Raw genomic sequence first — 26,916 nt, forward strand, 5'->3', positions numbered from 1 at the left:
AACTGGATTCTGGGTCAACTGCTCTAGAATCGTCAACATGGCACCACGACCCGCCGGCCGTCCGCGCGCGTTCGACCGGGACGACGCGCTGCGTCACGCCGCCCATCTGTTCTGGCAGCACGGCTTCTCCGGCACCTCGACCCGGATGCTGACCGCGGCCCTGGGGATCTCGAGCTCGAGCCTCTACGCCGCGTTCGGCACCAAGGCCGACCTGTTCGCCGAGGCAATCCGCAGCTATGCGCTGCGCTACAGCGCGATCTATGACCGTGCTCTGGCTGAGCCCACGGTCACCAAGGTCATTGAGCGACTCCTGCTCGAGTCCGTCACAGAGTTCACGCGGACGGACGAGGGGCATCCCGGTTGCCTGACGAGCAGTGCGGTCATGGCCGACACCTCAACCACCCTCGACGTCCGCACGTACGTCGCCGATCTTCAGTGCTCCGACGAGGCACGCCTGCGAAATCGCCTCGAACAGGCAGCACGTACCGGCGAGTTGCCGGCCACGGTACAAGTCGCTGTGCTCGCCGAGCTCGTGCAGACCTTGTGGCAGGGCCTCTCAACCCGAGCCGAACTGGGCGCGACGCGGCGTGAACTCCTTGGTGTCGCCCACTTCGCGATGACGCTCATTCCTCCGATGCCCGCCGGCAGATCGCCGAGCGTTCCAGCCCCCGCTTCGGGCGCTTGACATCCGCCAACAGCGACAAGCCGTCAACCGCGCTTGGTGGGGCCTGCACTACCGTCAAGTGGCCTGCTGACCGCATGGTTCCCGACCAGTCGCCTCCCTACCGTTGTCGGCGTGCGGAGATCAGCAAAAACACCAGAACAACGTCCCCTGCCGGTCGCCCACCAGCCTTCCTCCGGCCCTGGCGCAGCTGCCGTCCGGGTCGAGCAGCTGACTCGCGTCTACGCCGGACCCGGGCAGAGTGTCACTGCCCTCGCCGGGATCGACGCGATGTTCGTGCGGGGCACCTTCACCGCCGTGATGGGTCCCTCGGGTTCCGGCAAGAGCACGCTGCTGCAGACCATGGCCGGACTCGACCGGCCGACCTCCGGACGGGTCTGGATCGGTGCCACCGAGCTGTCGTCGCTCTCCGAGACCGGGCTGACGAAGCTGAGGCGTAGTGAGATCGGTTTCGTCTTCCAGGCTTTCAACCTGATCGGCGCCCTCACCGTCGAGGAGAACATCATGCTGCCGCTGCGGCTCGCCAAGGCGCGGCCCGACCGGCGGTGGATCGCTGAGGTCATCGAGCGGGTAGGCCTCGGACAGCGGCTGAAGCATCGGCCGGCGGCGCTCTCCGGTGGCCAGCAGCAGCGGGTGGCCATCGCTCGGGCGCTGGCCACGCGACCGGAGGTGATCTTCTCTGACGAGCCGACCGGCGCGCTGGACACGCAGAGCGCCGCCGAGGTGCTGTCGTTGCTGCGCGCGATGGTCACCGAGCAGGGGCAGACGATCATCATGGTCACCCATGACCCGGTGGCTGCCTCGTACGCCGACCGGGTCGTGGTGCTGGCCGATGGCCGGATCGTGCGTGACATGCCGCAGCCGGGTGCCGGGGCCATCGCTGAAGAGCTTGCTTCGCTGGGTCGGCCTGCACGGGCGGTGGTGTGATGCTCCGGCTTGCCGCTCAGATGCTGCGCCGCCGGATCGGCAGCGCACTGGCAACATTGCTGGCTCTCACCGTCGGCGTCATGATCCTTGCCACCACGGGCGCGTTGGTGGAATCCGGTCTGCGTTACCAGCCGACACCCGATCAGTATGCCGCCGCCGACGTGGTCGTGGCCCACCCCGAGCAGACCTTCGTCACCACCCTCGAATCCGGCGACGAGGAAAGGCAGACGCTCGAACTGCCGGACGGCGGCACGGTGCCGGCGAGTCTGGCTGACAAGATCCGCGCGGTGCCGGGTGTGGTCACGGTGGCTGTCGACCACCGGGTCGCTGTGGTCGCGTCGGCTCCCGCTACCGGGCACGGCTGGAGCGTCGCCGCGCTCACCCCGTACCGGATCATCAAGGGTGACCGACCGAGCGGGCCGGGCGACGTAGTCCTGGATGCCCGCGTCGCGGGCGGCGCCGAGCCGGGTGCACGCACTCAGCTGCTGGTCGCCGGCATCAGGCGGGAGTATCGGGTGACCGGTGTCGCTGAAGGGTCGGGGCCACCGAGCGTCTTCTTCACCGACAACCAGGCGGCCCTGTTGTCCGCGAAGCCGGACCGGGCGGCGGCGATCGGCGTGGTCGCCGCGCCACAGGCCGACGTCGAGGACGTCGAAGCTGCGGTCGGTGGGCTCGCAGATGCCGTCGGCGTGCAGTCGTACGCGGGAAGTGATCGTGGCCGGGCGGAGCAGGAGCCTGGATCGGCTCAAGACCTGCTGATCGGGGTGGGCAACTCGTTCGGCGGCTACGTTGTACTGCTTGTCGGGTTCGTGGTGGCCGGCACCATCGGGTTGTCGGTCCGGCACCGTCGCCGCGAGCTGGCCCTGCTGCGGGCGATCGCGGCGACCCCGGGCCAGGTGCGACGGATGATCGTGGCGGAGGCCGCGCTGCTCAGCCTGGCCGGCGCGGCGATCGGCATTCCGGCCAGCCTGCTCACCACCGGCTGGGTGCACGGCCAATTCGTCGAGCGGGGCCTCGTTCCGGCGTCGTTCCCGATGGTCACCCTCGGCCCGTCGGCTCTGCTCACCGCGGCGATCGTCGCCCTGGTGGCCATGCTGGCTGCTTTGTCCGCCGGCCGGCGGACTGTCAGGATCCACCCGGCCGAAGCACTCGGTGAGGCGGCTGTCGAGCCGGCGCGCACCGGTAAGCTGCGCCTGACATTTGGCCTGATGACGCTGGGCGGGGCCGGTGCCGTCATCTCCCTCACCGCCGGCGCCGGCGCAGAGGCCGCCATGGCCGGGGCGGTCGGCATGCTGTTTCTGTTCATCATCGCCGTGTCGCTGCTCGCGCCCTGGATAAATCGGGCGAGTGCCTGGCTGCTGAGCCCCGTACTCCGCGCGCTGTGGGGTCCCAGCGGCTACCTGGCCGCCAAGAACCTCAAGGCAAACGCGCAAGCCATGAGTACCGTGCTGACCGCGCTGGTGTTGTCGGTCGGCTTCGGCGGTTCGGTGTGGTTCCTGCAGGACAACCTGCAGCGAGCAACAGTCAGCCAGACTCGCGACGGCACGCTGGCTCAGCGCGTGCTGCTGTCCCCGGCCGGGCTGCCCGACGGTGCGGCGGCCGAGATTCGCCGGATCCCTGGTGTGCGTGCGGCGACCGGCGTGCGTCGCACGTCCGTCATCGTGAAGAACCCGGACATCTTCGAGCCGATCGCGGCACAGGCCATCGACCCGGACAACGCCGCTGCCACCCTGAACCTACGGGTGACGTCGGGTCGCCTCGCCGACCTGGGCGTCGATACCGTCGCGGTCTCCCGCACGCAGGCCGCCGGCTCCGGCTGGAAGCTCGGGAGAAAGGCCGAACTCTTTCTGGGCGACGGCACCCCCGTGACATTGCGAGTCGTGGCCGTCTACGAGCGAGGTCTCGGTTTCGGCGACGTCATCCTGCCCCGACAGGTCGTCACCGGGCACACCGCGACCAACCTCGACGACCAGATACTGATTCGCACCGAGCCTGGCGCGGACGCCGAGAAGTCGCTGACCTCCCTGGCCGCCCGATACCCGGGAAGCACGGTCATCGACTCCGCTGACCTGCACCGGCAGCTCGCCACCGATCTGGCGCTGAACTCATGGCTGAACAAGCTGTTCGTCGCAGTGCTGGTGGGATACGCCGTACTCGCCGCGGCCAACACCATGGTGATGGCGGCGCTGTCCCGCCGTCGGGAACTGTCGTTGCTACGCCTGGTCGGGGTCACCGGAAGGCAGATCAAACGGATGATCCTGGCGGAACAGGCCGGCCTGCTGGGTGTCGCCCTGATCATCGGCGGGGGCGTCGCCGCCACCACGCTCATCACATTCGTACGCGCTCTGACCGGCAACCCGGTGCCCTACGTCCCCGTGTGGGGCTGGCTGGCCGTGCTCGGTGGGACGACGCTACTGACGCTCACCACAACGATATTGCCGATCGGCCGCTTGCTACGGGTCCCACCCGTTCACAGCATCGGCGTGAAGGAATGAGATGGTCGAATGCTGCCGCTCGGCTTGACTGTGGTGTGGGAACACCGTTTCTGATGCCAGAAGACTTCACGGTGTTGAGTCTTTTCGACAGGAGATCCCGATGTCCCGTGTTCTTCCCCGGGTCCTGGCGGCCCTGGTGACCGTCGGCGCCGGCCTTGTCGCCGCGCCCGCGGCCCACGCCGGCACCTCCCCCGTCCAGCGCACTGTGGACGCGCTGGTCGCCCAGGACCGGTTCGTCGGTGTGCTGGCGTCGGTGCGGCAACCCGACGGCCGTACCCGCAACTACACCGCGGGCGTCGCGGACCTGCGCACCGGAGCGAAGATGCCGGTCGACGGGCGGGTCCGGATCGCCAGCAACACCAAGATGTTCACCGCCACGGTGGTGCTCCAGTTGGTCGGCGAGGGCAAGGTCGGCCTGGACACACCGGTCGAGACGTACCTCCCGGGCGTGGTCCGTGGTCCCGGCATCGACGGGCGCGCCATCACGGTCCGGCACCTGCTGCAGCAGACGAGCGGCCTGCCCGACTACGACGAGGCGATCTTCGCGGACTTCCCCGACGGACTGAACACCTACTACGAGCCGTACGAGCTGCTGCGGGTCGCCTTCGCCACGAAGCCGGAATCCGCGCCGGGGGCCAAGTTCGTCTACAGCAACACGAATTACATCCTGGCCGGCCTGGTGGCGCAGAAGGCGAGCGGCCGCCCGATCGGTGAGCTGATCACCGAGCGCATCATCGAGCCGCTGGGCCTGCGCGGCATGTACTGGCCGGCCGAGGGTGAGACCACGATTCGCGGCACCCACCCGCGCGGGTACTTCCCCGCCGATCCACCCGTCGACATCACCGAGTCCGACCCGTCGCCCGCCTGGTCCGCCGGCGCCCTGGTCGGCCGTCCCTCCGACGTCAACCGGTTCCTCGCCGGACTGCTGGGCGGCCGCCTCCTGGCACCGGCGCAACTGGCGGAGATGAAGAAGACGGTGGCCGCGCCGGGGTTCGACAGCGTCGGCGGTTCCCGGTACGGCCTCGGCCTCGCCACGTTCGCGCTGAGCTGCGGCGGTTTCGCCTGGACGCACGGTGGCGTCGCGCCCGGATACGTCACCGTGGTCGGCATCACCGCCTCGGGCAAGGCGGCGACCGTCGCGGTGAACTCGATGGTCCCGAACGACGACGCCAACCGGCGACTCGAGCGGTCCCTCGACATCGCACTGTGCCGGGGCTGACTCCCCGCGTGCTCACGACGTGCATTGGTGTGCCGAATGGGCCTGCGGCGCCACGGTGAAAGCGGAGGCGGACGGGAATCGAACCCGCCTGGCCCGGATGCCGGGCCACACCGGTTTTGAAGACCGGGAGGGGCACCAGCCACCTGAACGCCTCCGGGCGTAACTCTAGACGCCTGGACGGGCGGTGTGATCAGTGCCGTGCCAGAGTGGGGGTTGTGACTGCTGTTGATGCGCCGCGACTCACCCAGTACGCCCATGGCGGAGGCTGCGCCTGCAAGATCCCGCCCGGGGAGCTGGAAGCCGTGGTGGCGGGGCTCGTCGGTACCGGTCTGCCCAAGGGGCCCGGCGAGCTGCTTGTCGGGCTTGACGACGGGGACGACGCGGCCGTGGTGAGCCTCGCCAACGGCACCGCGGTGGTGGCTACGGCCGACTTCTTCACGCCCGTGGTTGATGACGCCTACGACTGGGGGCGCATCGCGGCGGCCAACGCGCTTTCCGATGTGTACGCCATGGGTGGGACGCCCGTGGTTGCCGTGAACCTGCTGGCCTGGCCGCGGGATCTGCTGCCGATGGAACTGGCGGCCGAGGTGCTGGCGGGAGGGCTGGCCGTCGCCCGGGACGCGGGATGCCACCTTGCCGGTGGGCACAGCGTGGACGACCCGGAACCCAAGTACGGCATGGCTGTCACCGGCATCGCCGATCCGCACCGGCTCATGCGTAACGACGCCGGGGTGGCCGGGGTGCCGCTGACGCTGACCAAGCCGCTCGGCGTCGGCGTGCTCAACAGCCGGCACAAGGCCACCGGTGAGGTCTTCGCGCACGCCGTCGACGCCATGACCACGCTCAACCGGACGGCCTCGGTCGAGGCGCTGAAGGCCGGCGCCGTGTGCGCCACCGACGTGACCGGCTTCGGGCTGCTCGGGCACCTGCACAAACTGGCCCGGGCCAGCGGTGTCACCGCCCGCGTCGACGCGCGGGCCGTCCCGTACCTCGAAGGCGCTCGCGAGGCCCTGCGGGACGGGTACGTCAGTGGTGGCACCCGCCTCAACCTCGACTGGGTGCGGCCGCACCTCGACAGCGGCGTCAGCGAGGACGAGCTGCTGCTGCTGGCCGACGCGCAGACGTCGGGCGGGCTGCTGGTGGCGGGCGAGGTGCCCGGCTTCCCGATCGTCGGCGAGCTGCTCCCGGCCCGGGCGGACGGCCGGACGCTGGAGGTTCGCGCTTGACTTCGAGTGCACTCGAACTGCGAGGCTGAACCCATGGCGAACGGACTCACCGTCGGCGAGGCGGCGGAAACGGTCGGGCTCACCGTGCACACCCTGCGCTGGTACGAGCAGGAGGGGCTGGTCGAGCCGGTCGAGCGCGACACCGCGGGCCGTCGCCGCTACTGCGACCGCGACCTGGACTGGCTCCGGCTGCTGATCCGCCTGCGCGGCACCGGCATGCCCGTGCGCGACATGCGCCGCTACGCCGAGATGGTGCGCGCCGGCGACCACACCGTCGGCGACCGCCTGCGGCTGTTCGTCGAGCACCGCGAGCGGGTTCTCGCCCGCATCGAGGAGCTGCAGCAGGACGTCGCGATGCTGGACATCAAGATCGCCCTGTACGGCGAGATGGACCGTGCCCAGCAGGAGGAGCAGGCCCAGCAGGACAGCGACTTCCAGCGCGCCCGGCACGAGCTGGGCCTCGACCGCCTCGACACCGAAGCGACAGCGACGGCGCCCGGCCGCTGACCCCGCCGCCAAGACACGGCGCGGTCGCTGACCCAGCCGTCACAAACGGCGCGGCCGCTGACCCCGCCGCCAAGACGCGGCGCGGTCGCTGATCCAGCTCAAGCTGACGCCGGCCCGCCCGGAACTGACGGCGGGGCCGCTGCACCACCGCTGACCTTGACGCCGCCCGCCTTGTTCAGGCCCTCGCGCTGCGGGATGACCGTGTAGCGCGGATCCTTTGCCGACTCTACGCCGCCCTCGAACACCCCGAAGCGGGTCAGCGCCGAGCCGGCCAGCAGCGAGGCGCCGGCCAGCGCCGACACGACCCGGCTGCGGTGTCCCACGACCGCGCCGACCGCTCCCACCGCAGTCAGCAGACGGGCGGCACGCAGCAGTTTGCCCGGTCGGCCCTTCCGGTACGGTTCGCTCAGCAGCCCGTGCCCGTGCTCGACCCGGTGCCCGGCCGCGAGCTCGACCGCCGCCCCGGCCACCGCCATGCGCCGCATCGACCGGCCCGGCGCCGCGACCAGCCCGACACCGGCGCCACTGGCCAGCGCGCTTCCGGCGAACATGAAGGGCAGGTCCGGGTACGCGGCGTTCCAACTCGGCACAGCGGTGTCCGAGAAAAGCACTGCGGTGTACGTGGCCAGCCCCGGAGCGAGCAGGGCGGCCCCATACCCGGCGGCCGCACCGACCGGCGGCAGCACCTTGCGGGCCAACCCGAGCACACCCCTGTCCGGCAGGAACGGCGCGACCTCGGCCGCTGCCGCCACGCCCGCCGCGCCACCGAAGAAGCTCAGCAGCCAGGTGCCCATCGACATCGGCGAGGTCGGCTTGGCCACCCGCAGCATGTGGTGGAAGCGGTCCGGCCGCCCCAGGTCCTTGATCAGGAAGAACGCGCTGGCCCCCAGCGCCCCCATGGCCGTGGCCCGCCCCGCGACGCGCAGCACCGGGTCGTTGGTGGCCTGCCCGCCCGCCGCGACCATCGCCGACCCGGCGGCCAGCCCACCGGTGAACAGGTAGATCGCAATGTCATGTGTCCACACCGGCGGCCGCACGATGGGCCGCCCGTAATAGGACTGAAAGTCGGCCTCGGGCACCATCGACCGGTCCCCGCCCCGGCCACGTCTGCCGCCGCGCCTGCCGCCGGACCGCTCGCCCGAGGACCGGCCGCCCGACGAACGACCACCCCGGGACCGAACGCCCAACGAGCCGCCATCCAAGGAGCCGCTGCCCGAGGCGCCGCTGTCCGACGAGGCGCTGCCCGAGGCGCGGCTGCCCGAGGCGCCGCTGCCCGAGGCGCCGCGATCGGATGAGCGCTGGTCCGAGGAACGTTCGTCCGGGGTGGGCACGCCGGAGGAAGTCGGGCTCACTTGCGCCTCCCGGCGAATGCGACAACCGCCGTGGCGGCCATGGTCAACGCGGCCAGACCGGCCCGCTTCCACATCGCCACGACGTCGCGGGTCGGCACGTGCGGGTCAGGCGGCAGCCCGTACACCTCGGGCTCGTCGAGCAGCAGGAAGAACGCGCCGTCCCCGCCCACCCCGTCCGACGGGTCGTTGCCGTACAGCCGCGCCTCGGCCACCCCTTGCGACTGCAGCGTCTCGAGCCGGCGCGCGGCCCGCTCGCGCAGCTCGTCGAGCTCACCGAACTGGATCGACTCGGTCGGGCAGGCCTTCGCACAGGCCGGCTCGAGCCCGTCACCGATCCGGTCGTAGCAGAGCGTGCATTTCCAGGCCCGCCCGTCGTCCTCGCGCCGGTCGATCACACCGTACGGGCACCCGGAAATGCAGTAGCCGCAACCGTTGCAGATGTCGTCCTGCACCACGACCGTGCCGAACTCGGTGCGGAACAGCGCCCCCGTCGGGCACACGTCGAGGCAGCCCGCGTGCGTGCAGTGCTTGCAGACGTTCGACATCATCAGCCAGCGGAAATCACTCCGCGGCGCCTCGTTCACCCGCCCGGGAAGATCAGTCATCGGCATGCCCAGGAACTCGCCGCTCCCCGAAGCGCCAACCCCGATGGCGCCCGCCCCGGAAGCGCCAACACCAGAAGCACCGCCGTGAGACGAGCCGCCCGCACAAGCGCAGCCCTCAGAGGCCCCGGCCCCCGAACCGCAGCCCCCGGAGGAGCCGGCCGCAGAAGCGCCACCGCGAGACGAGCCACCCCCACAAGCACAGCCCCCGGAAGTGTCACCGGAGCCGCACCCCCCGGTGGCGCCCGGCGAAGGAGCAGCACCGATGAATTCCGTACCGGCGGTGGCCGCCGCGGCCAGAGCGTCAACGGCCGGCGGAATCCCCGGCGACGTCCCAGTGTCCGGGGCGGACCGCGCAGCCACCACATTGGTCGCCGGCACGGAACTCGGCCCTACCGGCAGCCCCGCGAAGGCCCCCGGCGTGTCGGTGGCCGCCCCGGAGGACGACCGGGGCTGCTCGATGAACGCCACATGCCGCCACGAATTGGCTGTCAGCCCGCCCGTGTTGTCGTACGACTGACCGAGCAGGTCGAACCCGTCGTCCGGCACCGCGTTCCAGGTCTTGCAAGCCACCTCGCACGCCTTGCATCCGATGCACACCGAGGTGTCGGTGAAGAACCCCATCCGCGGCGGCGCGTCGGTGTACCCGGCGTCCAGCGCCGGATCGAGCGGCCCGTACAGGCTATTGCTGCCCATCTTCGTCCCTCGGGGTCTCGATCGGCGTGTGATGCCCGGGCGTGAGGCCCGCGCGGTCACGGTAGCCCTGCACGTACGTCAGAAGCTCGGGCCCCGACGGCCGGCGCCCCGGCTGGATGTCGCAGGTGCCGACCTTGCTTTCCTGGATGAGCACGTTGGGGTCGAGCGTGATGCCGATCAGGTCGTTGGCCGAGTCGCCGGTGACCAGGCCCTCGCTGCCCCAGTGGTACGGCAGCCACAGCTGGTGCACCACCCGTCCGTCGATCCGCAGCGGCGCCAGCCGGTCGGTGACCATGACCTTGGCTTCGATCGCCGCGCGCGCCGTGACGATGTGCGCCCAGCCCAGGTGTTCCAGCCCGCGCTCGGCGGCCAGTTCGGGCGACACCTCGACGAACATCTCGGGCTGCAGCTCGGACAGGTAGGCCAGCTGCCGGCTCATGCCGCCGGCGGTGTGGTGCTCGGTCAGGCGGCTGGTGCTGAAGACGAACGGGTAGACCTCCGAGTGCAGTTCGGGCGGGCTCGGGTTGGTCAGGTTGTCCGAGCGTTCGTACACCTTGCGGGTCGGGTTGGCCTGCTGGCCGTACAGCGGGTTGCGCACCATCGACTCGGCCGGCTCGTAGTGGGTCGGCATCGGGCCGTCGATGAGGCCGCTGGGCGCGTACAGCCAGCCCTTGCCGTCGCCCTGCATGATGAACGGGTCGTCGCCGGAGATGGCCTCGACGCCGCTCGCGCCCTCGGGCGGCCGGTACGACGGCGGCTTCGTCTTCTCGAAGTCGGGCACGTCCTCGCCGACCCACTCGCCCTTCGCCTCGTCCCACCAGACGTACTTCTTACGCTCGGACCACGGCTTGCCGTCGGGGTCGGCCGAGGCCCGGTTGTAGAGCGTGCGACGGTCGGCCGGCCAGGCCCAGCCCCACTCGCGGGCGACGTAGTTCTGCTCGCGGCCGGGCTTGCGCCGGGCGGCCTGGTTTACCCCGTCCTTGTAGACGCCGGTGTAGATCCAGCAGCCACCCGACGTGGAGCCGTCCGGCTTCATCTCGGTGAAGCTGCTCAGCAGCTTGCCGGTGGTCAGGTCGTACCCGTTGATCTCTTTGAGGACATCCTCGCCGCTGGGCTCCTGCAACTCGCCGTGCAGCTCGTAGTCCCAGGTGAGCTTGCGGATGCCCTCGTCGCGGGGGCGGGCCGAACCGGCCAGCCGCTCGCGGATGATGCGGCCCAGGTGATAGAAGAACCACAGCTCGCTGCGGGCGTCGCCCGGCGGCTCGACGGCCTGCTCGCGCCACTGCAGCATGCGCTGGGTCTGGGTGAAGGTGCCCGACTTCTCGGCGTGCGAGGCGGCCGGCATGAAGAAGACCTCGGTCTTGCACTCCTCGGGCACGATTTCGCCGGTGCCGATCTCGGGCCCGTTCTTCCAGAACGTGGCGCTCTCGATCATGAAGAGGTCGCGGACCACCAGCCAGTCCAGGTTGGCCATGCCCAGGCGCTGCGCCTTGCCGTGAGCCGAGCCGACCGCCGGGTTCTGCCCGAGCAGGAAGTACCCCTTGATCTTGCCGTCGATCATGTCGAGGACCTGCTGGTACGTGCCGTGATCGCCGGTCAGGCGGGGCATCCAGCCGTACCCGTAATCGTTCTGCTCGGTCGCCGCGTCGCCCCAGTAGGACTTGAGCAGACTGACCGCGTACGACTTGGCGTTCGCCCAGAAGCCGGACTGCTCCGGGTGCCGGATCGCGTCGATCCACTGGTCGAACGACTCGTGCTGCTTGAAGTGCGGCATCGGCAGGTAGCCCGGCAGCAGGTTGAACAGCGTCGGGATGTCGGTCGAGCCCTGGATGCTGGCGTGCCCGCGCAGCGCCATGACGCCGCCGCCCGGCCGGCCCACGTTGCCCAGCAGCAGCTGGATGATCGCGCCGGCCCGGATGTACTGCACACCGACGCTGTGCTGGGTCCAGCCCACCGAGTAGACCAGCGCGGTCGTCCTCTCCCGGCCCGAGTTCGCCGTCCAGGCCTCGCAGACCTCGAGGAATTTGTCCTGCGGGACGCCGCACAGGCGCTCCACGACCTCGGGGGTGTAGCGGGCGTAGTGCCGCTTGAGCACCTGGTAGACGCAGCGTGGGTGCTGCAGGGTCGGATCCCGCGGCACGTCGGCCGGGATCGGCGGACCGTGCGATTCCTGCTCCAGGCCCGAGGCGGTTTCCCGGTCGGCGTGCGACTCGTCCTCCTCCTGGCCCTCCGCCTGCTGCCCCGCGTACTGCCAGCTGCCCTGGTCGTACGTGTTCAGCTCGGAGTCGTAGCCGGAGAACAGCCCGTCGAGATCCTCGGTGTCCTGGAAGTCCTCGCTGACGATCATGGACGCGTTGGTGTACGCGACGACGTACTCGCGGAAGTCCTTCTCGTTGCTCAGGATGTAATTGATCACGCCACCCAGGAACGCGATGTCGGCCCCGGCCCGCACCGGCAGGTAGGTGTGCGCGAGCGCGCTGGTGCGGGTGAAGCGCGGGTCGACGTGAATGACCTTCGCCCCGCGGTTCTTCGCCTCGACCACCCACTGGAAGCCCACCGGGTGCGCTTCGGCCATGTTGGAGCCCTGGATGATGATGCAGTCGGCGTTAGCCAAATCCTGGAGGAAGTTGGTGGCCCCGCCACGGCCGAAGGAGGTCCCCAGACCGGGGACGGTGGCGGAGTGTCAAATACGGGCCTGGTTCTCGATCTGGATGGCGCCGATCGCGGTGAAGAGCTTCTTGATCAGATAGTTCTCTTCGTTGTCGAGCGTCGCCCCACCGAGGCTCGAGATTCCCAGCGTACGGTTCAGGGGGCGCCCGTCGTCGTCCGAGTCCTGCCAGGTCGCGTCGCGCGCGGCCAGCACCCGGTCGGCGATCATCTCCATCGCCGTGTCGAGGTCGAGCTCTTCCCAGTCCTTGCCGTACGGACGGCGGTAGAGCACCTTCTGCTGCCGGCGGTCGCTGGTGACCAGGCTCAGGCTGGCCGAACCCTTGGGACACAGGCGGCCGCGCGAGATCGGGCTGTCGGGGTCGCCCTCGATCTGGACGACCTTCTCGTCCTTGACGAAGATGCGCTGCCCGCAGCCGACCGCGCAGTAGGGACAGACCGACTTGGCGACCCGGTCGGCGGTCTCGGTGCGGGCGGTCAGCGCCTTCGACTTGGGAGATTGCGCGGCGGCGCCCCGGCCCAGGGGATCGGCGCCGGTGAGCTGCCGGTAGACCGGCCATCCCTCGATCCAGGTCTTGACTCCCACGATCAAGACCCTACGCCAGCCCCCGGATGGCTGCACCCGGAGCGGAAGCGGCCGATCTGGGATGCACAGCACGGTTTACGACGCCGGATGGCGCCCGAACAGCACTCCGGCGTGATACTGGGGTGGATGGCTACTTCCCGGCGTCCCGTGCCCATGCGGCGGTGCCCCCGTTGCGGGCACCAGACGCGCGCCGACCGCATGGTGAAGGGCTTCGGCCGCGACTGCGCCGCCCAGCTGGGCCTGATCGGGCGCTCGGTCGACACCGGCCACGACGGGCCCGACCTGCTCGACGAGCTGCGCGCCGTCACCGCCTCGTCCGAGGAGGACTCCTGCGACGGCTGGGACCGGCCGGGCGACGGCCCGTACGGATGGTGAACGGCAACGTCCGGAATGCATTCTGATCAGGCTGTATCCTGATCCTGCTGCTCTTTCCCCATCAGCGTGCCCGGCGGCGGCTCGACCCGCTACGACCTCGACCTGATCTTCGACATCACGGCGGCCCGTGACCTCTTCACCTTCGAGCTCACCTATTACCCGTGCGAAACCACGACCACCACCTTGACGTGCCCGGTGAACACCGGCGGAATGTCGAGTTACCTCATGACGACCGCCAAGCCCGGCGCCCCGGTCGGCACGACAGCGACCATTCCGGTCCGGGCCGTCCTCGACGGCAACACGGTCGCGCGGGCGACCGGCACCGTCACGGTCGCCGAAGAGGTCTCGCTGGCCGCGGTCGAGGCGCAGGACGACATGTCGATCGGCAGCGGCCGCACGTTCGGGCTCGCCGCAGGCGTCCGCAACACCGGCGACAGCCCCATCTCCGGCGTGGTCCTGCAGCTCCGGACGGTCGCCGGCATCCGCACGGCCGACTACGCCAACTGCACCAACGTCGTGACCGACCCGAACATCCCGCCCGACTCCGGCGCCATCTGCCTGTTCGACGCCGAGCTGGCCCCCGGACAGGAATACCGCCTGGCCACACCCTGGCAGGTCACGGCGACCGACCTGGTGTGGGCGCCCAGTCAGTGGCTCGCGTCGTTCCAGTGGTCCACCGCGCAGGACTTCACCGACCAGGGCGGCAAGCTGCCGACCGGCGGCGACGGCCCCGAGCTGGAACTCGCCGCCGCGGTCACGGCCCGGGCCGTCCCCCAGACCGAGCCGGAGCTGGTCTACAACAACGTCGACGAGTGGCAGCTGCACGTCACCGGCCGCAACACCTCCACGCTCACGGTGCGGGGCGACACGGCGAGCGGCCAGGTCGGCAGGAACGTCACCGTCCGCACCAGCGTGCGCAACAACGGCCCGGCCCTCGGCCCGATCCCGTACCGCGCCCCCATCGTCATCACCGCGACCGGTTCACCCGCCACCGGCAACGGCAGTGGCAACGGCGGCGAGGGCGGCGGTGGCGGCCTGCCGATCACCGGCAGCAACACCACCGTTGTCGCTCTGATCGGCCTCGCGCTCCTTGTCGCCGGCGCCGCTGCCCGCCTGACCACCCGCCGACGGTAGAGGCCATCTGATGCGCAAGCTCGCGAATGTCGCCCTGATCGCCCTCCTGGCCGCGCTGATCGCCCCGGCGCCGGCCCAGGCCGCAGCCACCCCGCGGAAGCTGACGCTGAACCGCACCAGCGTCGCGCCCGGCGACTCGGCCGCCCTCAGGCTGAGCGTCGACACGCCCACCGTGGGCACGAGCCGCAACAAATACGATCTGGTCTTCGACATCTCGAGGGCTCAAGGTCTGATCACGTTCCGGCCCAACTTCTCGACCGCGTGCACCACCACGGCCACGACGTTGACCTGCGCACTCAACGACCGGGGCTTCAGCGGAGCCGTGGAGCTGACCGCCGCATCGGACGCCCCGGCCGGCACGATCGTGACGCTGCCGGGCCGCATCGTTGCCGGCGGCCGGACCGTGGCCACCGCGACCGGCGCCATCACGGTGGCCGAGGCGGTCTCGATCACTCCCTTGCAGCTTCAGGACGACGTCTCGGTCGCGACCGGCGCGACGGCGAACCTCGCCGCCGGCATCCGCAACACCGGCGACCGTCCCCTCACGGGCGTCGTGCTGCGACTGCAGACGGCTGTCGGCATGCGCACCCCGGACTTCGGCAACTGCACCCCGATCCAGGGCCGGGGCGCGGTCAGGCCGACCGCCGGCGCCGCCTGTCTGTTCGTGGGCGAGCTGGCGCCCGGTCAGGAATACCGCTTGGCCACCCCGTGGCCGGTCACCGCGACCGACGCCGTGTGGGCGCCGAGCCAGTGGCTGTCGTCATCGACCTGGTACACCGCGCAGGACTGGCTCGACCAGGGCTTCGCACTCCCGGGCAGCGGCGACGGCGACGAGCTGCGGCTCAGCCCGGCGCCGGGCGCCGTGGGAGAAACGCTTCCCCAGACCGAGGTTGATCCGAACGCCAACCCGGACAACAACGTCGACGAGTGGCAGCTGCAGGTCACCGGCCGCAACCACTCCACCTTCACCGTCAAGGGCGACACGGTGAGCGGCCGGGTGGGCCGGACGGTCACCGTACGCACCAGCGTGCGCAACAACGGCCCGGCGCGGCTGGAAGGCTGGGGCAACGACCTGGCCGCTTTCCTGACGGTCACGGTGACGCCGCCCGCCGGCACCACCGTCGTCGGGCACTCGAAGCTGTGCCGGCCGTTCAATGTCGACTACCCGACCCCCGGCGTGCCGTGGCCGGACGGCGCCGACTTCGACGACGGCAACTACTACTGCTGGACGGGCATGTTCGAGGGTCTCCCCTACTTCCCGGGCGAGACGGTCACCTTCGACTTCAAGCTGCGTGTCGACAAGCCCGGCGCCCTCCGCGGCAAGATCCGCACGAGACTCGTCCCGGGCGAAGCGCCTCCGGTCGATCAGGAGGAGGCCATCGTCGTGAACGCGGCCGGGGCCCCGACCACCGGTGGCGACGGCGGCGGAGGTGGCGGCGGGGGCCTGCCGATCACCGGCAGCAACACCGTGGCCGCCGCCCTGATCGGCCTCCTGCTGCTCGTCGCGGGCGCCGCGACCCGCTTCGCCACCCGCCGCCGCTGACCCTGGGCCGGCCGCCACCCTTCGTAACCGGCTCGGGCCCGCGTCACGCGGTGCACCGAACCTCGTGCGTCGGGGCGTGACCAATGGAGATCAGAAAGTAGTTGCAGTGGTAGTGACAAATGTCGCTGTGGCGTCCATCATGGCTCGATGCCTGGCCGTCACCGTCCGCTTCAGCGCACCGGACTGATCGTCACCGCCGCCGCCGTAGCCGTTGCTGTGGTCGCGGGCGGCGCGTATGCCGGTTATCAAGAGTGGTCCAGCGAGGGCTGCGCCACCACCGTGCAGCTTCAGGTGGCTGCCGCGCCCGAGATCGCGCCCGCCGTACGCGCCGCGGCCGACGCGTGGAGCCGGCGCGAGGGCACCTGCGCGCAGGTTGCCGTGGCCGCCGCCCAGCCGGCTTCGGTCGCCGCCTCGGTGGGTGGCAAGCACGGCGTGAACCTGGCCGGCGTCGGCACGGGCGCCCAGTCCGAGGCGGAAGGCATCGACGCCTGGATTCCCGACTCGGGCACCTGGCTGGTGCGGATCTCGTCGGAGGCGCCCGGCTTCCGGCCGACGGTGCTCGGCTCGGTCGCCACGAGCCCGACCGTACTGGCCGTGCCGGAGGCCTCAGCCGCGGCTCTCGCCCGTACGCCGAAAATGGCCGACCTCGTCAAGCGGCTCTACGCCGACAAGGCGCTGCGACCCGGCCTGGTCGAACCGTCGCGCGACGCCACCGGGCTGGCCGGGCTGCTCACCGTGGCCGGCGCCACGGACTCGGCCGCGCTGCGCGTCGGGGTCATGCGGGCCCTCGCCGCCAACAGCTCCACCACCCGCAAGGACCTGCTGCTCAAGGTCGGCGACACGGTCGGGCTCGCGCTGCTGTCCGAGGCTGACGTCGTCGCCCACAACGCCAGGACTCCGGGCAACCGGCTGGCCGCGGTCTATCCGAACCCGGCCACGGCGGTGCTCGATTACCCGTACGCGATCATGCCGGGCGTCGACCCGGAGAAGGCCGCCGCGGCGACGAGGCTGCGCGAGGCGCTCGGCGGCCTCTCCGCGGATCTCGCCCGGGCCGGGCTGCGCGGCGCCGACGGCTCGGCCGGCACCGGCTTCCCGGCCCCGCAGGGCGCTCCGGCCAAGGTCGTACCGCCGCCCGCGCCCGGCGCCGCCGCTCTCACCCCACTGCTCGGCAGCTGGACGGCGATCACCCAGCCCGGCCGGATGCTGGCCGTGTTCGACGTCTCCGGCTCGATGAAGGCCAAGGTGCCGACGGCCGGCGGCCTGACCCGGGCCGAGGTCACCCAGCGCACCGCGCAGCAGGGCCTCGCGCTGCTCGACGGGCGCTGGTCGGTCGGCAACTGGACGTTCTCGACGAACATGGTGGGCACCCGCCCGTGGAAGGAGAACGTGCCGATCTCGTCGGTCGCGACCCACCTGCCCGAGCTCCGGGCCGCGATCGGCCGGATCACGCCGAAGGACGGCGGTGACACCGGCCTCTTCGACACGGCACTGGCCGCGTACGCCGCGGTGAAGAAGGACTGGAAGCCCGGGGTCTCCAATTCGGTCGTCATCTACACCGACGGCAAGAACGACAACCCGAGCGGCCTGAAGATCGAGGAGCTGGTCGCGAGGATGACGAAACTCCGCGACCCCGGCAAGCCCGTCCGCATGATCATCATCGGCATGGGCACCGCGATCGACCGAGCCGAACTGGAGGCGATCGTCAAGGCCTCCGGCTCCGGCGGCGTCTTCGTCGCCACCGACCCCGCCAAGATCGGCGAAATTTTCCTGGAGGCGATCGCCAGCCGCCGCGGCGCCTGAGACCGCGCCGCCCGACAGCGGGGAACAGCGGCTACGAACCGGACGGAGACGCTCGGGTCGTACGGAAACGCTGCCGGTAGGCCCTCGGCGAGACTCCGACGTGGGTCAGGAACAGGCGGCGCAGGGTCTCGGGGCTGCCCAGGCCGACCCGGCCGGCGGTGGCGGTGACCGAGTGGCCGTCGTGCAGCAGGCGCATCGCCGCGTCGACTAGGACGCTCTCGACGTATCGGGCCGGGGTGCTGCCCAACTCGCGCCGGAACAGGCGGGACAGGTGGCGGGGACTGATGTGCGCCTTGGCAGCCAGCGCGGTCGTCGAGTGGTCGCCGCCGGGGTCGGCCGCCACGGCGTCAGTCACCTCGCGCAGGGCCGGGGGTCCGCCTCATCGGCGGCGCCGGACACCGCGACCGGCATCCCGGTCGAGGCGGCGACGTCGTTGCCGTCCGGGGACCGCACTTCGAGCCGGTAGCCGGCGCCGGTCCTTCATGCCGTCGGCGAACCGTCGCAGGATCTGTTCCTTGAAGTCCGGCCGCGGGTGTGCGGCTACGACCGCCGCCCGGTCGCGCTCGCTGATCTCGTCCAGGGCCAACCCGAGCACGTCGGTCTCCACCCCCGGCGTCACCAGCGCAACCTCCGGCTCGAGGTGCTCCACGATCCCGGGCGTGGTGTGCAGGGCGATCGCCAGCCACACGGCTCGCGCCTCTCCCGCCGTCCGGCCGTGGTCGAGCAGGAAGTCCCGGGCCGGATCAGCCCCGTCGACCTCGAAGCGCTGATCGGTTCGGCGGCGGCGGGGCGTCAGGCCCAGATCCTGGAACATCGCCCCCACGTAGACCAGTTCCGGGTCGGCTCGGAGCCCCCGCTGCCGGCCCTTGAGGCTGCCGAACAGGAAGACCCGGCGCGAGTGGTCGAACAGCACCTGGTCGGCGCAGTCACGGACGAGGTCGGTGGTCTCGCGGCCCAGCCTGGTGTCCGGTATCTCGATCCCCGCGATGTTCTCCGTCATGCACCCAGCCTGGTCGGTGGAAAGGGCTCACGCCCCGCTCGTGCGGACGAGGACCCCACAGAACCGGACAGTCTGTGACAGGGGTCTCGTGATCTTGCGTTGACTTGAAGTGGGGTTGAAGTTTTAGGTTTGGAGGCCAGTCACGAGAGGCCTGAGGAAACACATACATGGATCGCGCCCTGAGGGTCGCCGTCGTCGGTGCGGGCCCGGCCGGCATCTACGCGGCTGACATTCTGACCAAGGCGGCCCCGGCCGCCAGCGTTGACATCTTCGACCGGCTTCCCACGCCGTACGGTCTCATCCGGTACGGCGTCGCGCCGGACCACCCCCGCATCAAAGAGATCATCACGGCGCTGCACAACGTGCTGGAGGATCCACGTATCCGGTTCATCGGCAACGTCGACTACGGCGTCGACGTCAAGCCCGAGGAACTCGCCCCGTTCTACGATGCCGTCGTGCTCGCCACCGGCGCCGACAAGGACCGGGATCTCGACATTCCCGGGATCGACCTGCCGGGCAGCTACGGCGCGGCCGACTTCGTGTCGTGGTACGACGGTCACCCCGACGTACCCCGGGAATGGCCTCTGACCGCGACGAAGGTGGCCGTGCTGGGGGCCGGGAACGTCGCCGTCGACGTGGCCCGCATCCTCGCCAAGACGGCCGACGAGCTGCTCGAGACCGAGATCCCGCACAACGTGCACCAGGGGCTGCTGGCCAGCCCGGTGACCGACGTGCACCTGTTCTCGCGCCGCGGCCCGGGCCAGGTCAAATTCACGCCGATGGAGCTGCGCGAGCTCGACGAGTCGCCCAACGTCGAGGTGATCGTGCACCCCGAGGGCATGGAGTTCGACGAGGGCAGCCTGGCCGCCATCCGGGCCAGGCGCTCGCTCAAGATGTGCGTCGACGTCCTGCAGAACTGGTGTGCCCGCGACCCCCGGGACCGCCCGCGCCGGCTGCACCTGCACTTCCTGCAGGCCCCGGCCGAGATCCTGGGCGGCGCCGGCGGCGTGACCGGGCTGCGCACCGAGACGCAGGAGCTCACCGGCGACGGCACGGTACGTGGCACCGGCGAGTTCACCGACTGGGACGTGCAGGCCGTCTACCGGGCCATCGGCTACCTGAGCCGCCCGATCGCCGACCTGCCGTTCGACCACGCCACCGGCACGGTCCCGCACGACGCCGGCCGCGTGCTCGACCTCGACGGCGAGCACGTTCCCGGCCTGTACGCGACCGGCTGGATCAAGCGGGGCCCGGTCGGTCTGATCGGCCACACGAAGAAGGACGCCAACGAGACGATCACCAGCCTGCTGGCCGACGTCGACGCGCTGCCGGCGGCGGTCCACCGCGACCCGGCGGACGTGCTCGGCCACCTCGACCGGCGCGGTCTCGCGTACACCACGTGGTCCGGCTGGAAGCGCCTCGACGAGCACGAGGTGGGCCTGGGCAGCCCGCACGGCCGCAAGCGGATCAAGGTCGTCCCGCGCCAGGAGATGATCGACATCAGCAGCGGCCGCTGAGAACGGCTCCGGCCTCGCCGGCCCATCCGGATTGACGGAGGCCTGCGAGGCCGGCTGCAACAATCCTGCAAGCAGCCTTTATTGTCCTACATCGATAATGGTGGGACATTGCTGACGGCGGGCGCCGGCGTGGGCTCCCGCCGGCACCCGCTAGACGACCGGCCGGGGCTCGAGCACGACGACCACCGCTTCGGTCGACCGCAGGGACGCGTACGCGTCGAGGTCCTTGTCGAACGTGCGCCAGCGATCCCAGAGCCGCGCCCGTTCCTGCCCCTCGGCCGCCCGCGCGCGCACCGCCCGGCCGCTTCCGCCCAGCTCGACGGTCGCCTCGGGCGCCTCCCGCAGGTTGAGCCACCAGGCCGGATGCCCCTCGTGCCACCCGTTCATGGACAACAGGACCAGGTCGGACCCGTCCTCGAAGTACGCGAGAATCACCTGGCGCTCCTGCCCGCTGAGCCGCCCCACGGTCGTCAGCCGCAGCGACCCCCACTTGCCGGGCCGCGGCCGCCTCAGCCCCAGCCGGCCACCGCTGACCCGCAGGATCGCCCGATGCACGGCCCACGCTGCTCGCTCCACCCATCGGGGCGGAACCCGAACTTTCTTCTCACCCGGCATACCCGACCACGGTAACCGCGGGTCGCAATGTGGCTACCGTGCGCATCGTGACCCGCGTCACCTGAGCGCGCCGATGACTTTTCTTGTCGGTGCCGGTCTGAGGACATGCCAGGCACGAACACCGAAGCGGAAGGCGACCACGATGAGCTTCCAGGCATACCTCGACAACATCGAGGCGAAGACCGGACTGACCCCTCGCCAGTTCATGGCACTGGCCCACGAGCGTGGCCTCGACGAGCCGTCGACCAAGGCCGGCCAGATCGTCGAGTGGCTGAAGGAGGACTACAGCCTCGGCCGGGGCCACGCCATGGCACTCGTCCACGTGATCAAGAACGGCCCCAAGATCGGCGACAAGCACGTCGGCACGTCCGGGTCCCATCGCGACGAGTCGGACACCCTGTGGCTCGACGGCGTCGACAACCGCCCCTGAGCCGCCTAGGAATCGGTCCTCTCGTGGAAGCTGCAACGGGTCACCAGCTGGACTGCGGCCAGGTCGAGCAGTTGGCCGTCGACGGACAGCAGGCGCTCGCGGGCCTCCGCGGGGAGCGACACCGTCGAGCCGGCGGCCAGGGGCAGCAGGTGCAGCGTCACCTCCGCGCCAGGGCGCCAGCCGGCGTCGCGCAGGTTGACCGTCCAGGTTGAGCCGTCCCAGAAGCGGTCGGTGGCGGTGCGGCCGTCGATGCGGAGCTCGCCCACGTCGCCTGCCCAGTCGATGTGCAGGAAGGCGTCGAGGGCGGTGGGTGGGATCGCGATGCGGTAGACGGCCGCCAGCTCGTCGAAGGTCTCGGGGGCGGGGGCCGACTGGCGACCGTCGAATTTGCCGTACGAGACCGGGACCGTCGCGCCGGGCGGGCGCACCTGGTCGAAGGTGACGGGCGTCGAGAAGCCCGTGCCGCCGGGGAGCAACGGCAGTGGCACGAACCTGCCCGCCTCGTACACCCGCACCGAGGGCGTGCCGACGGCCACCGCTTCGACCCGGCCGTCGGCGCTCCAGCGCAACTCGTCGCCGGAGAGCAGGAGCCGTCGCCGGGAATCGACCCAGACCGAGTCGGCGGCCGACGCCGGCAGCACCAGCAGGTCGAGTCCGGGCAGCCGGACGGGCTCGAAACCGGGTGTGGCGGCGGCCGTCACACCGTCGACCGAGTACGTGACGTCGATGCCGGCCGAGGCGACGAGCACGAGCGTGGGCGTCTCCCCCGGGAGCACTGTGAGAGCCGAGGCAGTGGCCCAGTCGAGCCGGACGTGCCCTCACACTGATCGGCGGCGGACCGGCCGGTGTGCCACATGTGGTACGACGCGAACAGCTGCGTGCGGCCCTCGAAGACGTCGATCAGTGGAACCGGCCCGTCCACTCCCGTCAACGGCGTGGACGGGTCGACCTCGACCATCGGCAGCCGCCGCCGCGCCGCGGCGATGGCGTCGCCGTCACGGGTGTGCGCCTTCTCCCGCACCCGGAGCTCGTCGAGCTGCTTCTGCCAGGTTTCGCGATCGGTGATCGGTGGCGTGGACAAGACTGCCTCCTCGTGTCGGATTCACACCGAGGTCGAAGGAGGCGGCCGGTTTTCGACATACCGGCGCTCGCGCGACCCGGCCGTCTGAGGCGGACATTGCGTACGGTTGGTGAAAGCGGGTCCGGCGCGCGTGTTTTGCTTGTGGCGGCCGGCCGGGCACCACCGGCTGACCTCCAGCCTCATCCGAGCACAGGAGTCGCCGTATGGCCCAATTCACCGTCACCCAGCAGGTGCGTGCGCCGGCCGACTCGGTGTGGGCCGCGATGGTGGACTGGCCTCGGCACGGCGACTGGGCGCCGCTGACGGTTGTGCGGGTGACGACATCCCGGCCCGACGGTGTCGGCGCGGAGTTCGTCGCCCGGACGGGGATCGGTCCGCTGGCGTTCGACGACCCGATGACGGTGGAGTTGTGGCAGCCGCCGGGTGGGAACGCGCCGGGTGATCGGCCGGGGCGCTGCGACGTGGTCAAGCGGGGCCGGGTGGTGGCCGGCCGGGCCGGGTTCTCGGTGGTGCCGTTGCCCGGGGGCCGGTGCCGGGTCGAGTGGGACGAGGACGTGACCGTGACTCCTCACCGGGTCACCCGATTCGCCGGGCCGTTGCTGTCTTTCGCCGGCCGGATCGGCTTCGGCGCGACCCTGCGAGCGATGGCACGGGACGTGGAGCGTCAATTCCGCTGACGAAGCCGGAACAAGCGGATGGCCGACGGCGGCAACGGGCCCGTTCGCAGGTCGAGCAGACGGGTAGCTGTAGGACCGCCGTCGGCCATAGACGCGTTATCAGCTGAACAGGGCGGCGGGGATGTCAGCGTAGAAGAGGGCGGGATCGCGGGAGAGAGACGCCTTGACGTTGGCGGTGGGAGCGTCGGCGATCACTTCGAGCTTGCCCGCCTCCAAACCGTCCAGAGCCTGGGCGATCACTTCGCTGGGCGGAAGCTTGGGAATGTCGTAGGCGGCCATCATGTCGGTGTCGGCAATCGCCAGCGCCAGGGCGGTGACCTGAGTCTTCTGGTCCGCCAACTCGAGCCTGATGCCGTTGGTGAGGGACCATTCCGCGGCCTTGGAGGCGGCGTAGCCGTTGCTGCTGGGGGCGAAGGCGTACCAGCTCAACGCCGAGATGACGTTGAGGACGGCGCCACCGGCCAGCCGGGGGGCGAAGGCGCGGATGACGTTGAGCGTGCCCCAGAAGTTGGTGTCGAACTCGCGGCGGATGTTGTCCGTCGACGGGCCCAGGAGCGGGGCGTCCGTGGAGATGCCGGCGTTGTTGATCAGGATGTCGAGCTCGCCCACCTCGGCTGCCGCAGCCTCGATGGACGCCGCGTCGGTGATGTCCAGCCGCAGGGGCACAACGCCCGGGATGTCGATGCGCTCGGGGTTGCGAGCTGTGGCGTAGACGGTGGTGGCGCCGCGGGCGACGAGGGCCTCGGCGAAGGCCTTGCCGAGGCCGCGGTTGGCGCCGGTCACGAGAGCTTTTGAGCCGTTGATCTGCATGCCGCTACGCTAAAACCTAACGTTGACGTCAGAAGCAAGTATTGCGAGGTTGGTCACTGTGCGGATCGGGGACCTGGCGACCAGAACACGGGTGAGTGTGCGGGCGCTGCGGTACTACGAGGAGCAGGGTCTGCTGGCTCCGACACGAAGTGGAAGCGGGCAGCGACACTATGCGGACGCGGCGGTCAACCGGGTGCGGCTCATTCAGCAGTTGTACGGCGCGGGGCTGTCCAGCAAGACAATTGCGGAGCTCATGCCGTGCGTGGACGCCAAGGTGAGCACGCCGGAGTCGCGGGCACGGCTGGCCGCGGAGCGGGACCGGATCAACGCCCAGATCGCCGAGCTGACCCTGGCCCGGGACAGGCTCAACGACATCATCGACGTGACGTCGGGACCGAACCCGCAGTGCGACTACGTATGAGCGTGAGCCCGCGCTGCCCTGCGCGGCGATCTGCCCCACCGAACACACACCAACCGCTGCCCGGTGCGGCATGATGGGGTTTTCCCCTGGTCCGGGTGGGCAAGTATGCCGCCGGAGGCACTGCGCGGCTTGCCCGCCGTGCCTCCACAGTGTCGATACTCACGGCATACTTGGCCTGGTCAGGGTGCTCTACTTAATGAGACACCGAGCACCGAGGGAGTGGTAATGCAGCGGCATCGGGTGGCAGTGATCGGCGCCGGCTTCGGGGGTCTGTTCGCGATCAGGGCGCTGCGCAACGCACCGGTCGACATCACACTCATCAACGGCACGGCGTACCACCTGTTCCAGCCTCTGCTCTATCAGGTGGCCACCGGCGTTCTGTCCGAGGGCGAGATCGCCCCGCCCATTCGTGAGGTGCTCAAGCGGCAGGACAACGTCGACGTCAAGCTCGGCTGGGCTCAGCACGTCGACACGGAGAAGAAGGTCGTCTCCGTGCACGGGCCGAGCATCGACTACACGGTCGAGTACGACACCCTGATCGTCGCCGCGGGCGCCTCGCAGTCGTACTTCGGCAACGACAAGTTCAGCGAGTACGCGCCCGGCATGAAGAGCATCGACGACGCTCTCGAGCTGCGGGCCCGCATCTTCGGCGCGTTCGAGATCGCCGACCTGCAGACCGATCCCGCGGCGCAGGAGCGCTGGCTCACCTTCGTGGTGGTCGGCGCCGGCCCGACCGGGGTCGAGATGGCCGGCCAGATCGCCGAGCTCGCCCACCGCAATCTGCCGGGGCAGTACAAGCACATCGACCCCCGCAAGGCGCGCATCATCCTGGTCGACGCGGTCGGGGCGGTGCTCAACACCTTCGGCGACCACCTCTCCACCCGGGCCCTGCGCCAGCTGCACCTGATGGGCGTCGAGGTCGAGCTCAACACCAAGGTGGTCGACGTCGACCTGACCGGCATCGAGGTCGAGAGCGAGCGCGGTCACCAGCGCATCCCCTCGATGACGAAGGTGTGGGCGGCCGGCGTCCAGGCTCCGGCGCTGGCCCGGCACGTGGCCGAGGCCGCCGGCGCCGAGACCGACCGGGCGGGCCGCATCATGGTCAACCCCGACCTCACGGTCCCCGGTCACCCCGAGATCTTCGCGCTGGGCGACATGATGAACCTGGCCGGCCCCGACGGGCGTCCGCTGCCGGGTGTGGCCCAGGTCGCGATCCAGGGCGGCAAGTACGCGGCCGACGTCATCGAGCGCCGGCTGCGCCGCAAGCCCGAGCCGAAGCCGTTCAAGTACTTCGACAAGGGCAGCATGGCCACGATCTCGCGGTTCTCCGCGGTGGCCAGCGTCGGCAGGTTCCGGCTGTCCGGCTTCTTCGCCTGGGTGATGTGGCTGGTCGTGCACGTCTTCTACCTGGTCGGCTTCAAGAACAGGTTCACGACGGTGGTGCACTGGGCGGTCAGTTTCCTGGGCCGCGGCCGTTCCGAGCGGGTCGCGACCGAGCAGCAGGCCTTCGCCCGGCGGGCCATGAAGGAGTACGGCGACCCCTACCAGCTCGTACGTGCGGCTGAGGAGGCCGAGGCGCTCAAGGCGGCCGGCCCGGTGCCCACCGGCAAGCACCCGTCCGAACCGACGACGTACGCCGAGAAGGCAACCGCCGGGAAATAACGACTCAGCGGGGGTGAACGGTCGCCCAGACCATCTTGCCCTCGCGGGTCGGCAACGCGCCCCACGCCGTCGCGACCGCCTGAACGATGCGCAGCCCCTGGCCACGCATCTCCCACAGGTGGCCCGGCGGCTGCCGCGTCTGGTCGATCAACTGGGGCAGGCGCGGGTCGCCGTCGCAGACCGTCAGGTGGACGCCGACGCCCCGGCGTATCACGAACACACCGATCGGTGTGCGCGCGTGCTCCACCGCGTTGCCGGCCAGTTCGCTCATGACCTGGCGGGCGGGATACAGCACCTCGGGCAGGTTCCACACCCCGCACGCGTCGGTGACCAGGTTGCGGGCCAGCGCCGGGGCGTCCGGGTGCGGCGGCAACGAGAGGCGCAGCCGGTCGGCGACGGGCCCGCCGGCCGCGACCGCCGCTGTCGCCCCGGCCAGATCGCTGAAGAGCGGCAGGAAGTACGACGCCCCCATCCGCACGAGCCGCGCGTTGAGCGCTGCCCGCGGCGGGAGGCAGGCCGCCACCCGGACCGGCGGCTCCATCGCGGCCGCCACCCGCGACACGGTCAGCCAGGTCGACGCGCCCGCCGCGTGCCGGTCGTCGAGCTCGCACAGGTCGAGGATGAGCGCCGCCGGGTGTTGGCCCAGCGCCTTGCGGACGGCCACGAAGGTGTCCCGGCGTAAGCCGATCCCCCAGACCCCGCACACGGTGACGACCGTGACGGCGGTGTCCGTGTCCGCGGTGACGAGCACGCTGCCGAAGTCGCGGGAAGCATGGCGGCCGGACACGTGGCGCGATCCCATGCCCGGCCAACGAGAAGTCTCCATGAGCGGCCACGGCTACCCACCGAAGAGATCACCATGCGCGAATATCGGCGATTCACCCTTAAGTGC

General features: G+C 70.4%; 24 protein-coding genes, 1 tRNA gene and 2 pseudogenes. 16 read left to right on the top strand and 11 right to left on the bottom strand.

Annotated elements, in window-relative coordinates:
• Positions 1-37 precede the first annotated feature (37 nt).
• The 4 genes from KXC43_RS32610 (at position 38) to KXC43_RS32625 (ending at position 5,323) form a co-directional block, all read left to right on the top strand.
• Positions 38-685, top strand: coding sequence for a TetR/AcrR family transcriptional regulator (locus tag KXC43_RS32610; RefSeq protein WP_221380048.1), 648 nt, complete (start codon positions 38-40; stop codon positions 683-685).
• Between the two features lie 111 nt (positions 686-796).
• Complete coding sequence (locus KXC43_RS32615) at positions 797-1,609, top strand: ABC transporter ATP-binding protein (protein WP_308129361.1); 813 nt, start codon at positions 797-799, stop codon at positions 1,607-1,609.
• Complete coding sequence (locus KXC43_RS32620; protein ID WP_221380049.1) at positions 1,609-4,104, top strand: FtsX-like permease family protein; 2,496 nt, start codon at positions 1,609-1,611, stop codon at positions 4,102-4,104. Before KXC43_RS32615 ends, KXC43_RS32620 begins: the two co-directional genes overlap by 1 nt.
• 100 nt (positions 4,105-4,204) lie before the next feature.
• Positions 4,205-5,323: a serine hydrolase domain-containing protein gene (locus KXC43_RS32625; protein WP_221380050.1), complete on the top strand. Its 1,119-nt coding sequence runs from the start codon at positions 4,205-4,207 to the stop codon at positions 5,321-5,323.
• 61 nt (positions 5,324-5,384) lie between these two features.
• Here the strand turns inward: KXC43_RS32625 and KXC43_RS32630 are convergent.
• A tRNA-Sec gene (locus tag KXC43_RS32630) sits at positions 5,385-5,478 on the bottom strand.
• A 51-nt stretch (positions 5,479-5,529) separates the two neighbouring features.
• On the opposite strand from KXC43_RS32630, the gene selD reads away from it, so the two are divergent.
• Together selD and KXC43_RS32640 are read left to right on the top strand one after the other, a co-directional pair.
• The gene (gene selD / locus KXC43_RS32635; protein ID WP_221380051.1) at positions 5,530-6,549 is read left to right on the top strand and encodes a selenide, water dikinase SelD; all 1,020 of its coding nucleotides are present in this window, start codon (positions 5,530-5,532) and stop codon (positions 6,547-6,549) included.
• A gap of 33 nt (positions 6,550-6,582) precedes the next feature.
• Entirely contained in the window at positions 6,583-7,056 is a 474-nt protein-coding gene (locus KXC43_RS32640; RefSeq protein ID WP_221380052.1) for a MerR family transcriptional regulator, read from the top strand.
• Positions 7,057-7,154: 98 nt separating this feature from the next.
• Here KXC43_RS32640 and nrfD read toward each other — a convergent pair whose 3' ends face one another.
• The gene (gene nrfD / locus KXC43_RS32645) at positions 7,155-8,408 is read right to left on the bottom strand and encodes an NrfD/PsrC family molybdoenzyme membrane anchor subunit (RefSeq protein WP_308129362.1); all 1,254 of its coding nucleotides are present in this window, start codon (positions 8,406-8,408) and stop codon (positions 7,155-7,157) included.
• Positions 8,405-9,034: pseudogene (locus KXC43_RS51525) on the bottom strand (4Fe-4S dicluster domain-containing protein); the annotation flags it as partial. The gene nrfD and the pseudogene KXC43_RS51525, both read right to left, overlap by 4 nt.
• A gap of 241 nt (positions 9,035-9,275) precedes the next feature.
• Between KXC43_RS51525 and KXC43_RS53600 the strand changes: the two are divergent.
• A complete protein-coding gene (locus KXC43_RS53600) occupies positions 9,276-9,530 on the top strand; it encodes a hypothetical protein (protein WP_255645242.1) in 255 nt (84 codons plus the stop codon).
• A 189-nt stretch (positions 9,531-9,719) separates the two neighbouring features.
• On the opposite strand, the pseudogene fdh reads toward KXC43_RS53600, so the two are convergent.
• Positions 9,720-12,959, bottom strand: a pseudogene (gene fdh / locus KXC43_RS32655) (formate dehydrogenase); the annotation flags it as partial.
• A 126-nt stretch (positions 12,960-13,085) separates the two neighbouring features.
• Between fdh and KXC43_RS32660 the strand changes: the two are divergent.
• From KXC43_RS32660 to KXC43_RS32675, 4 genes are all read left to right on the top strand, one after another.
• Entirely contained in the window at positions 13,086-13,334 is a 249-nt protein-coding gene (locus KXC43_RS32660) for a hypothetical protein (protein ID WP_255645244.1), read from the top strand.
• 66 nt (positions 13,335-13,400) lie between these two features.
• Positions 13,401-14,468 carry an LPXTG cell wall anchor domain-containing protein gene (locus tag KXC43_RS32665; protein WP_221380055.1) on the top strand — a complete coding sequence of 356 codons (1,068 nt, stop codon included), beginning with the start codon at positions 13,401-13,403 and terminating at the stop codon, positions 14,466-14,468.
• Positions 14,469-14,478: 10 nt separating this feature from the next.
• Positions 14,479-16,011 carry a hypothetical protein gene (locus KXC43_RS32670; protein ID WP_221380056.1) on the top strand — a complete coding sequence of 511 codons (1,533 nt, stop codon included), beginning with the start codon at positions 14,479-14,481 and terminating at the stop codon, positions 16,009-16,011.
• A 147-nt stretch (positions 16,012-16,158) separates the two neighbouring features.
• Complete coding sequence (locus KXC43_RS32675) at positions 16,159-17,811, top strand: VWA domain-containing protein (RefSeq protein WP_221380057.1); 1,653 nt, start codon at positions 16,159-16,161, stop codon at positions 17,809-17,811.
• Positions 17,812-17,842: 31 nt separating this feature from the next.
• Here the strand turns inward: KXC43_RS32675 and KXC43_RS32680 are convergent, their stop codons facing one another.
• Both KXC43_RS32680 and KXC43_RS32685 read right to left on the bottom strand, forming a co-directional pair.
• Positions 17,843-18,166, bottom strand: a complete 324-nt coding sequence (locus KXC43_RS32680; RefSeq protein WP_221380058.1) for a helix-turn-helix domain-containing protein — start codon at positions 18,164-18,166, stop codon at positions 17,843-17,845.
• A gap of 24 nt (positions 18,167-18,190) precedes the next feature.
• Positions 18,191-18,811: an HD domain-containing protein gene (locus tag KXC43_RS32685; protein ID WP_221380059.1), complete on the bottom strand. Its 621-nt coding sequence runs from the start codon at positions 18,809-18,811 to the stop codon at positions 18,191-18,193.
• A gap of 167 nt (positions 18,812-18,978) precedes the next feature.
• Here KXC43_RS32685 and KXC43_RS32690 point away from each other — a divergent pair, with 167 nt between their 5' ends.
• Positions 18,979-20,328: an FAD-dependent oxidoreductase gene (locus KXC43_RS32690; protein WP_221380060.1), complete on the top strand. Its 1,350-nt coding sequence runs from the start codon at positions 18,979-18,981 to the stop codon at positions 20,326-20,328.
• Positions 20,329-20,478: 150 nt separating this feature from the next.
• Here KXC43_RS32690 and KXC43_RS32695 read toward each other — a convergent pair whose 3' ends face one another.
• On the bottom strand, positions 20,479-20,883 hold the full coding sequence (locus tag KXC43_RS32695; protein ID WP_308129363.1) for a nitroreductase/quinone reductase family protein: 405 nt from the start codon (positions 20,881-20,883) through the stop codon (positions 20,479-20,481).
• Between the two features lie 202 nt (positions 20,884-21,085).
• Here KXC43_RS32695 and KXC43_RS32700 point away from each other — a divergent pair, with 202 nt between their 5' ends.
• Positions 21,086-21,373, top strand: a complete 288-nt coding sequence (locus tag KXC43_RS32700; protein ID WP_221380062.1) for a DUF4287 domain-containing protein — start codon at positions 21,086-21,088, stop codon at positions 21,371-21,373.
• 5 nt (positions 21,374-21,378) lie between these two features.
• Here KXC43_RS32700 and KXC43_RS32705 read toward each other — a convergent pair whose 3' ends face one another.
• Positions 21,379-22,149 carry a hypothetical protein gene (locus tag KXC43_RS32705; RefSeq protein ID WP_221380063.1) on the bottom strand — a complete coding sequence of 257 codons (771 nt, stop codon included), beginning with the start codon at positions 22,147-22,149 and terminating at the stop codon, positions 21,379-21,381.
• Positions 22,071-22,394: a DUF899 family protein gene (locus KXC43_RS32710; RefSeq protein WP_308129371.1), complete on the bottom strand. Its 324-nt coding sequence runs from the start codon at positions 22,392-22,394 to the stop codon at positions 22,071-22,073. The genes KXC43_RS32705 and KXC43_RS32710 overlap by 79 nt, the downstream gene beginning before the upstream one ends.
• 263 nt (positions 22,395-22,657) lie before the next feature.
• Here KXC43_RS32710 and KXC43_RS32715 point away from each other — a divergent pair, with 263 nt between their 5' ends.
• Positions 22,658-23,131, top strand: a complete 474-nt coding sequence (locus tag KXC43_RS32715) for an SRPBCC family protein (protein WP_221380064.1) — start codon at positions 22,658-22,660, stop codon at positions 23,129-23,131.
• A 99-nt stretch (positions 23,132-23,230) separates the two neighbouring features.
• Here the strand turns inward: KXC43_RS32715 and KXC43_RS32720 are convergent, their stop codons facing one another.
• Positions 23,231-23,941, bottom strand: a complete 711-nt coding sequence (locus tag KXC43_RS32720; protein ID WP_221380065.1) for an SDR family oxidoreductase — start codon at positions 23,939-23,941, stop codon at positions 23,231-23,233.
• A 58-nt stretch (positions 23,942-23,999) separates the two neighbouring features.
• Between KXC43_RS32720 and KXC43_RS32725 the strand changes: the two genes are divergently transcribed.
• Both KXC43_RS32725 and KXC43_RS32730 read left to right on the top strand, forming a co-directional pair.
• Positions 24,000-24,362 (top strand): MerR family transcriptional regulator, encoded by a 363-nt coding sequence (locus KXC43_RS32725; protein WP_221380066.1) that lies wholly within the window; start codon positions 24,000-24,002, stop codon positions 24,360-24,362.
• 225 nt (positions 24,363-24,587) lie between these two features.
• Positions 24,588-26,024: an NAD(P)/FAD-dependent oxidoreductase gene (locus KXC43_RS32730; RefSeq protein WP_221380067.1), complete on the top strand. Its 1,437-nt coding sequence runs from the start codon at positions 24,588-24,590 to the stop codon at positions 26,022-26,024.
• 4 nt (positions 26,025-26,028) lie between these two features.
• Here KXC43_RS32730 and KXC43_RS32735 read toward each other — a convergent pair whose 3' ends face one another.
• Positions 26,029-26,850 (bottom strand): ATP-binding protein, encoded by an 822-nt coding sequence (locus tag KXC43_RS32735; protein WP_221380068.1) that lies wholly within the window; start codon positions 26,848-26,850, stop codon positions 26,029-26,031.
• Positions 26,851-26,916 lie beyond the last annotated feature (66 nt).

Origin of the sequence: Paractinoplanes polyasparticus, from assembly GCF_019710575.1 — a bacterium.
GTDB classification, from domain to species: domain Bacteria; phylum Actinomycetota; class Actinomycetes; order Mycobacteriales; family Micromonosporaceae; genus Actinoplanes; species Actinoplanes polyasparticus.

What these genes read in the sequence shown, in the direction of transcription:
- KXC43_RS32690 (WP_221380060.1), top strand. Translation starts at nt 18,979, where the DNA reads ATGGATCGCGCCCTGAGGGTCGCCGTCGTCGGTGCGGGCCCGGCCGGC.
- KXC43_RS53600 (WP_255645242.1), top strand. Translation starts at nt 9,276, where the DNA reads ATGAATTCCGTACCGGCGGTGGCCGCCGCGGCCAGAGCGTCAACGGCC.
- KXC43_RS32660 (WP_255645244.1), top strand. Translation starts at nt 13,086, where the DNA reads ATGGCTACTTCCCGGCGTCCCGTGCCCATGCGGCGGTGCCCCCGTTGC.
- KXC43_RS32625 (WP_221380050.1), top strand. Translation starts at nt 4,205, where the DNA reads ATGTCCCGTGTTCTTCCCCGGGTCCTGGCGGCCCTGGTGACCGTCGGC.
- KXC43_RS32640 (WP_221380052.1), top strand. Translation starts at nt 6,583, where the DNA reads ATGGCGAACGGACTCACCGTCGGCGAGGCGGCGGAAACGGTCGGGCTC.
- KXC43_RS32620 (WP_221380049.1), top strand. Translation starts at nt 1,609, where the DNA reads ATGCTCCGGCTTGCCGCTCAGATGCTGCGCCGCCGGATCGGCAGCGCA.
- KXC43_RS32685 (WP_221380059.1), bottom strand. Translation starts at nt 18,811, where the DNA reads ATGACGGAGAACATCGCGGGGATCGAGATACCGGACACCAGGCTGGGC.
- KXC43_RS32610 (WP_221380048.1), top strand. Translation starts at nt 38, where the DNA reads ATGGCACCACGACCCGCCGGCCGTCCGCGCGCGTTCGACCGGGACGAC.
- KXC43_RS32700 (WP_221380062.1), top strand. Translation starts at nt 21,086, where the DNA reads ATGAGCTTCCAGGCATACCTCGACAACATCGAGGCGAAGACCGGACTG.
- KXC43_RS32670 (WP_221380056.1), top strand. Translation starts at nt 14,479, where the DNA reads ATGCGCAAGCTCGCGAATGTCGCCCTGATCGCCCTCCTGGCCGCGCTG.
- KXC43_RS32735 (WP_221380068.1), bottom strand. Translation starts at nt 26,850, where the DNA reads ATGGAGACTTCTCGTTGGCCGGGCATGGGATCGCGCCACGTGTCCGGC.
- KXC43_RS32715 (WP_221380064.1), top strand. Translation starts at nt 22,658, where the DNA reads ATGGCCCAATTCACCGTCACCCAGCAGGTGCGTGCGCCGGCCGACTCG.
- KXC43_RS32730 (WP_221380067.1), top strand. Translation starts at nt 24,588, where the DNA reads ATGCAGCGGCATCGGGTGGCAGTGATCGGCGCCGGCTTCGGGGGTCTG.
- KXC43_RS32720 (WP_221380065.1), bottom strand. Translation starts at nt 23,941, where the DNA reads ATGCAGATCAACGGCTCAAAAGCTCTCGTGACCGGCGCCAACCGCGGC.
- KXC43_RS32675 (WP_221380057.1), top strand. Translation starts at nt 16,159, where the DNA reads ATGCCTGGCCGTCACCGTCCGCTTCAGCGCACCGGACTGATCGTCACC.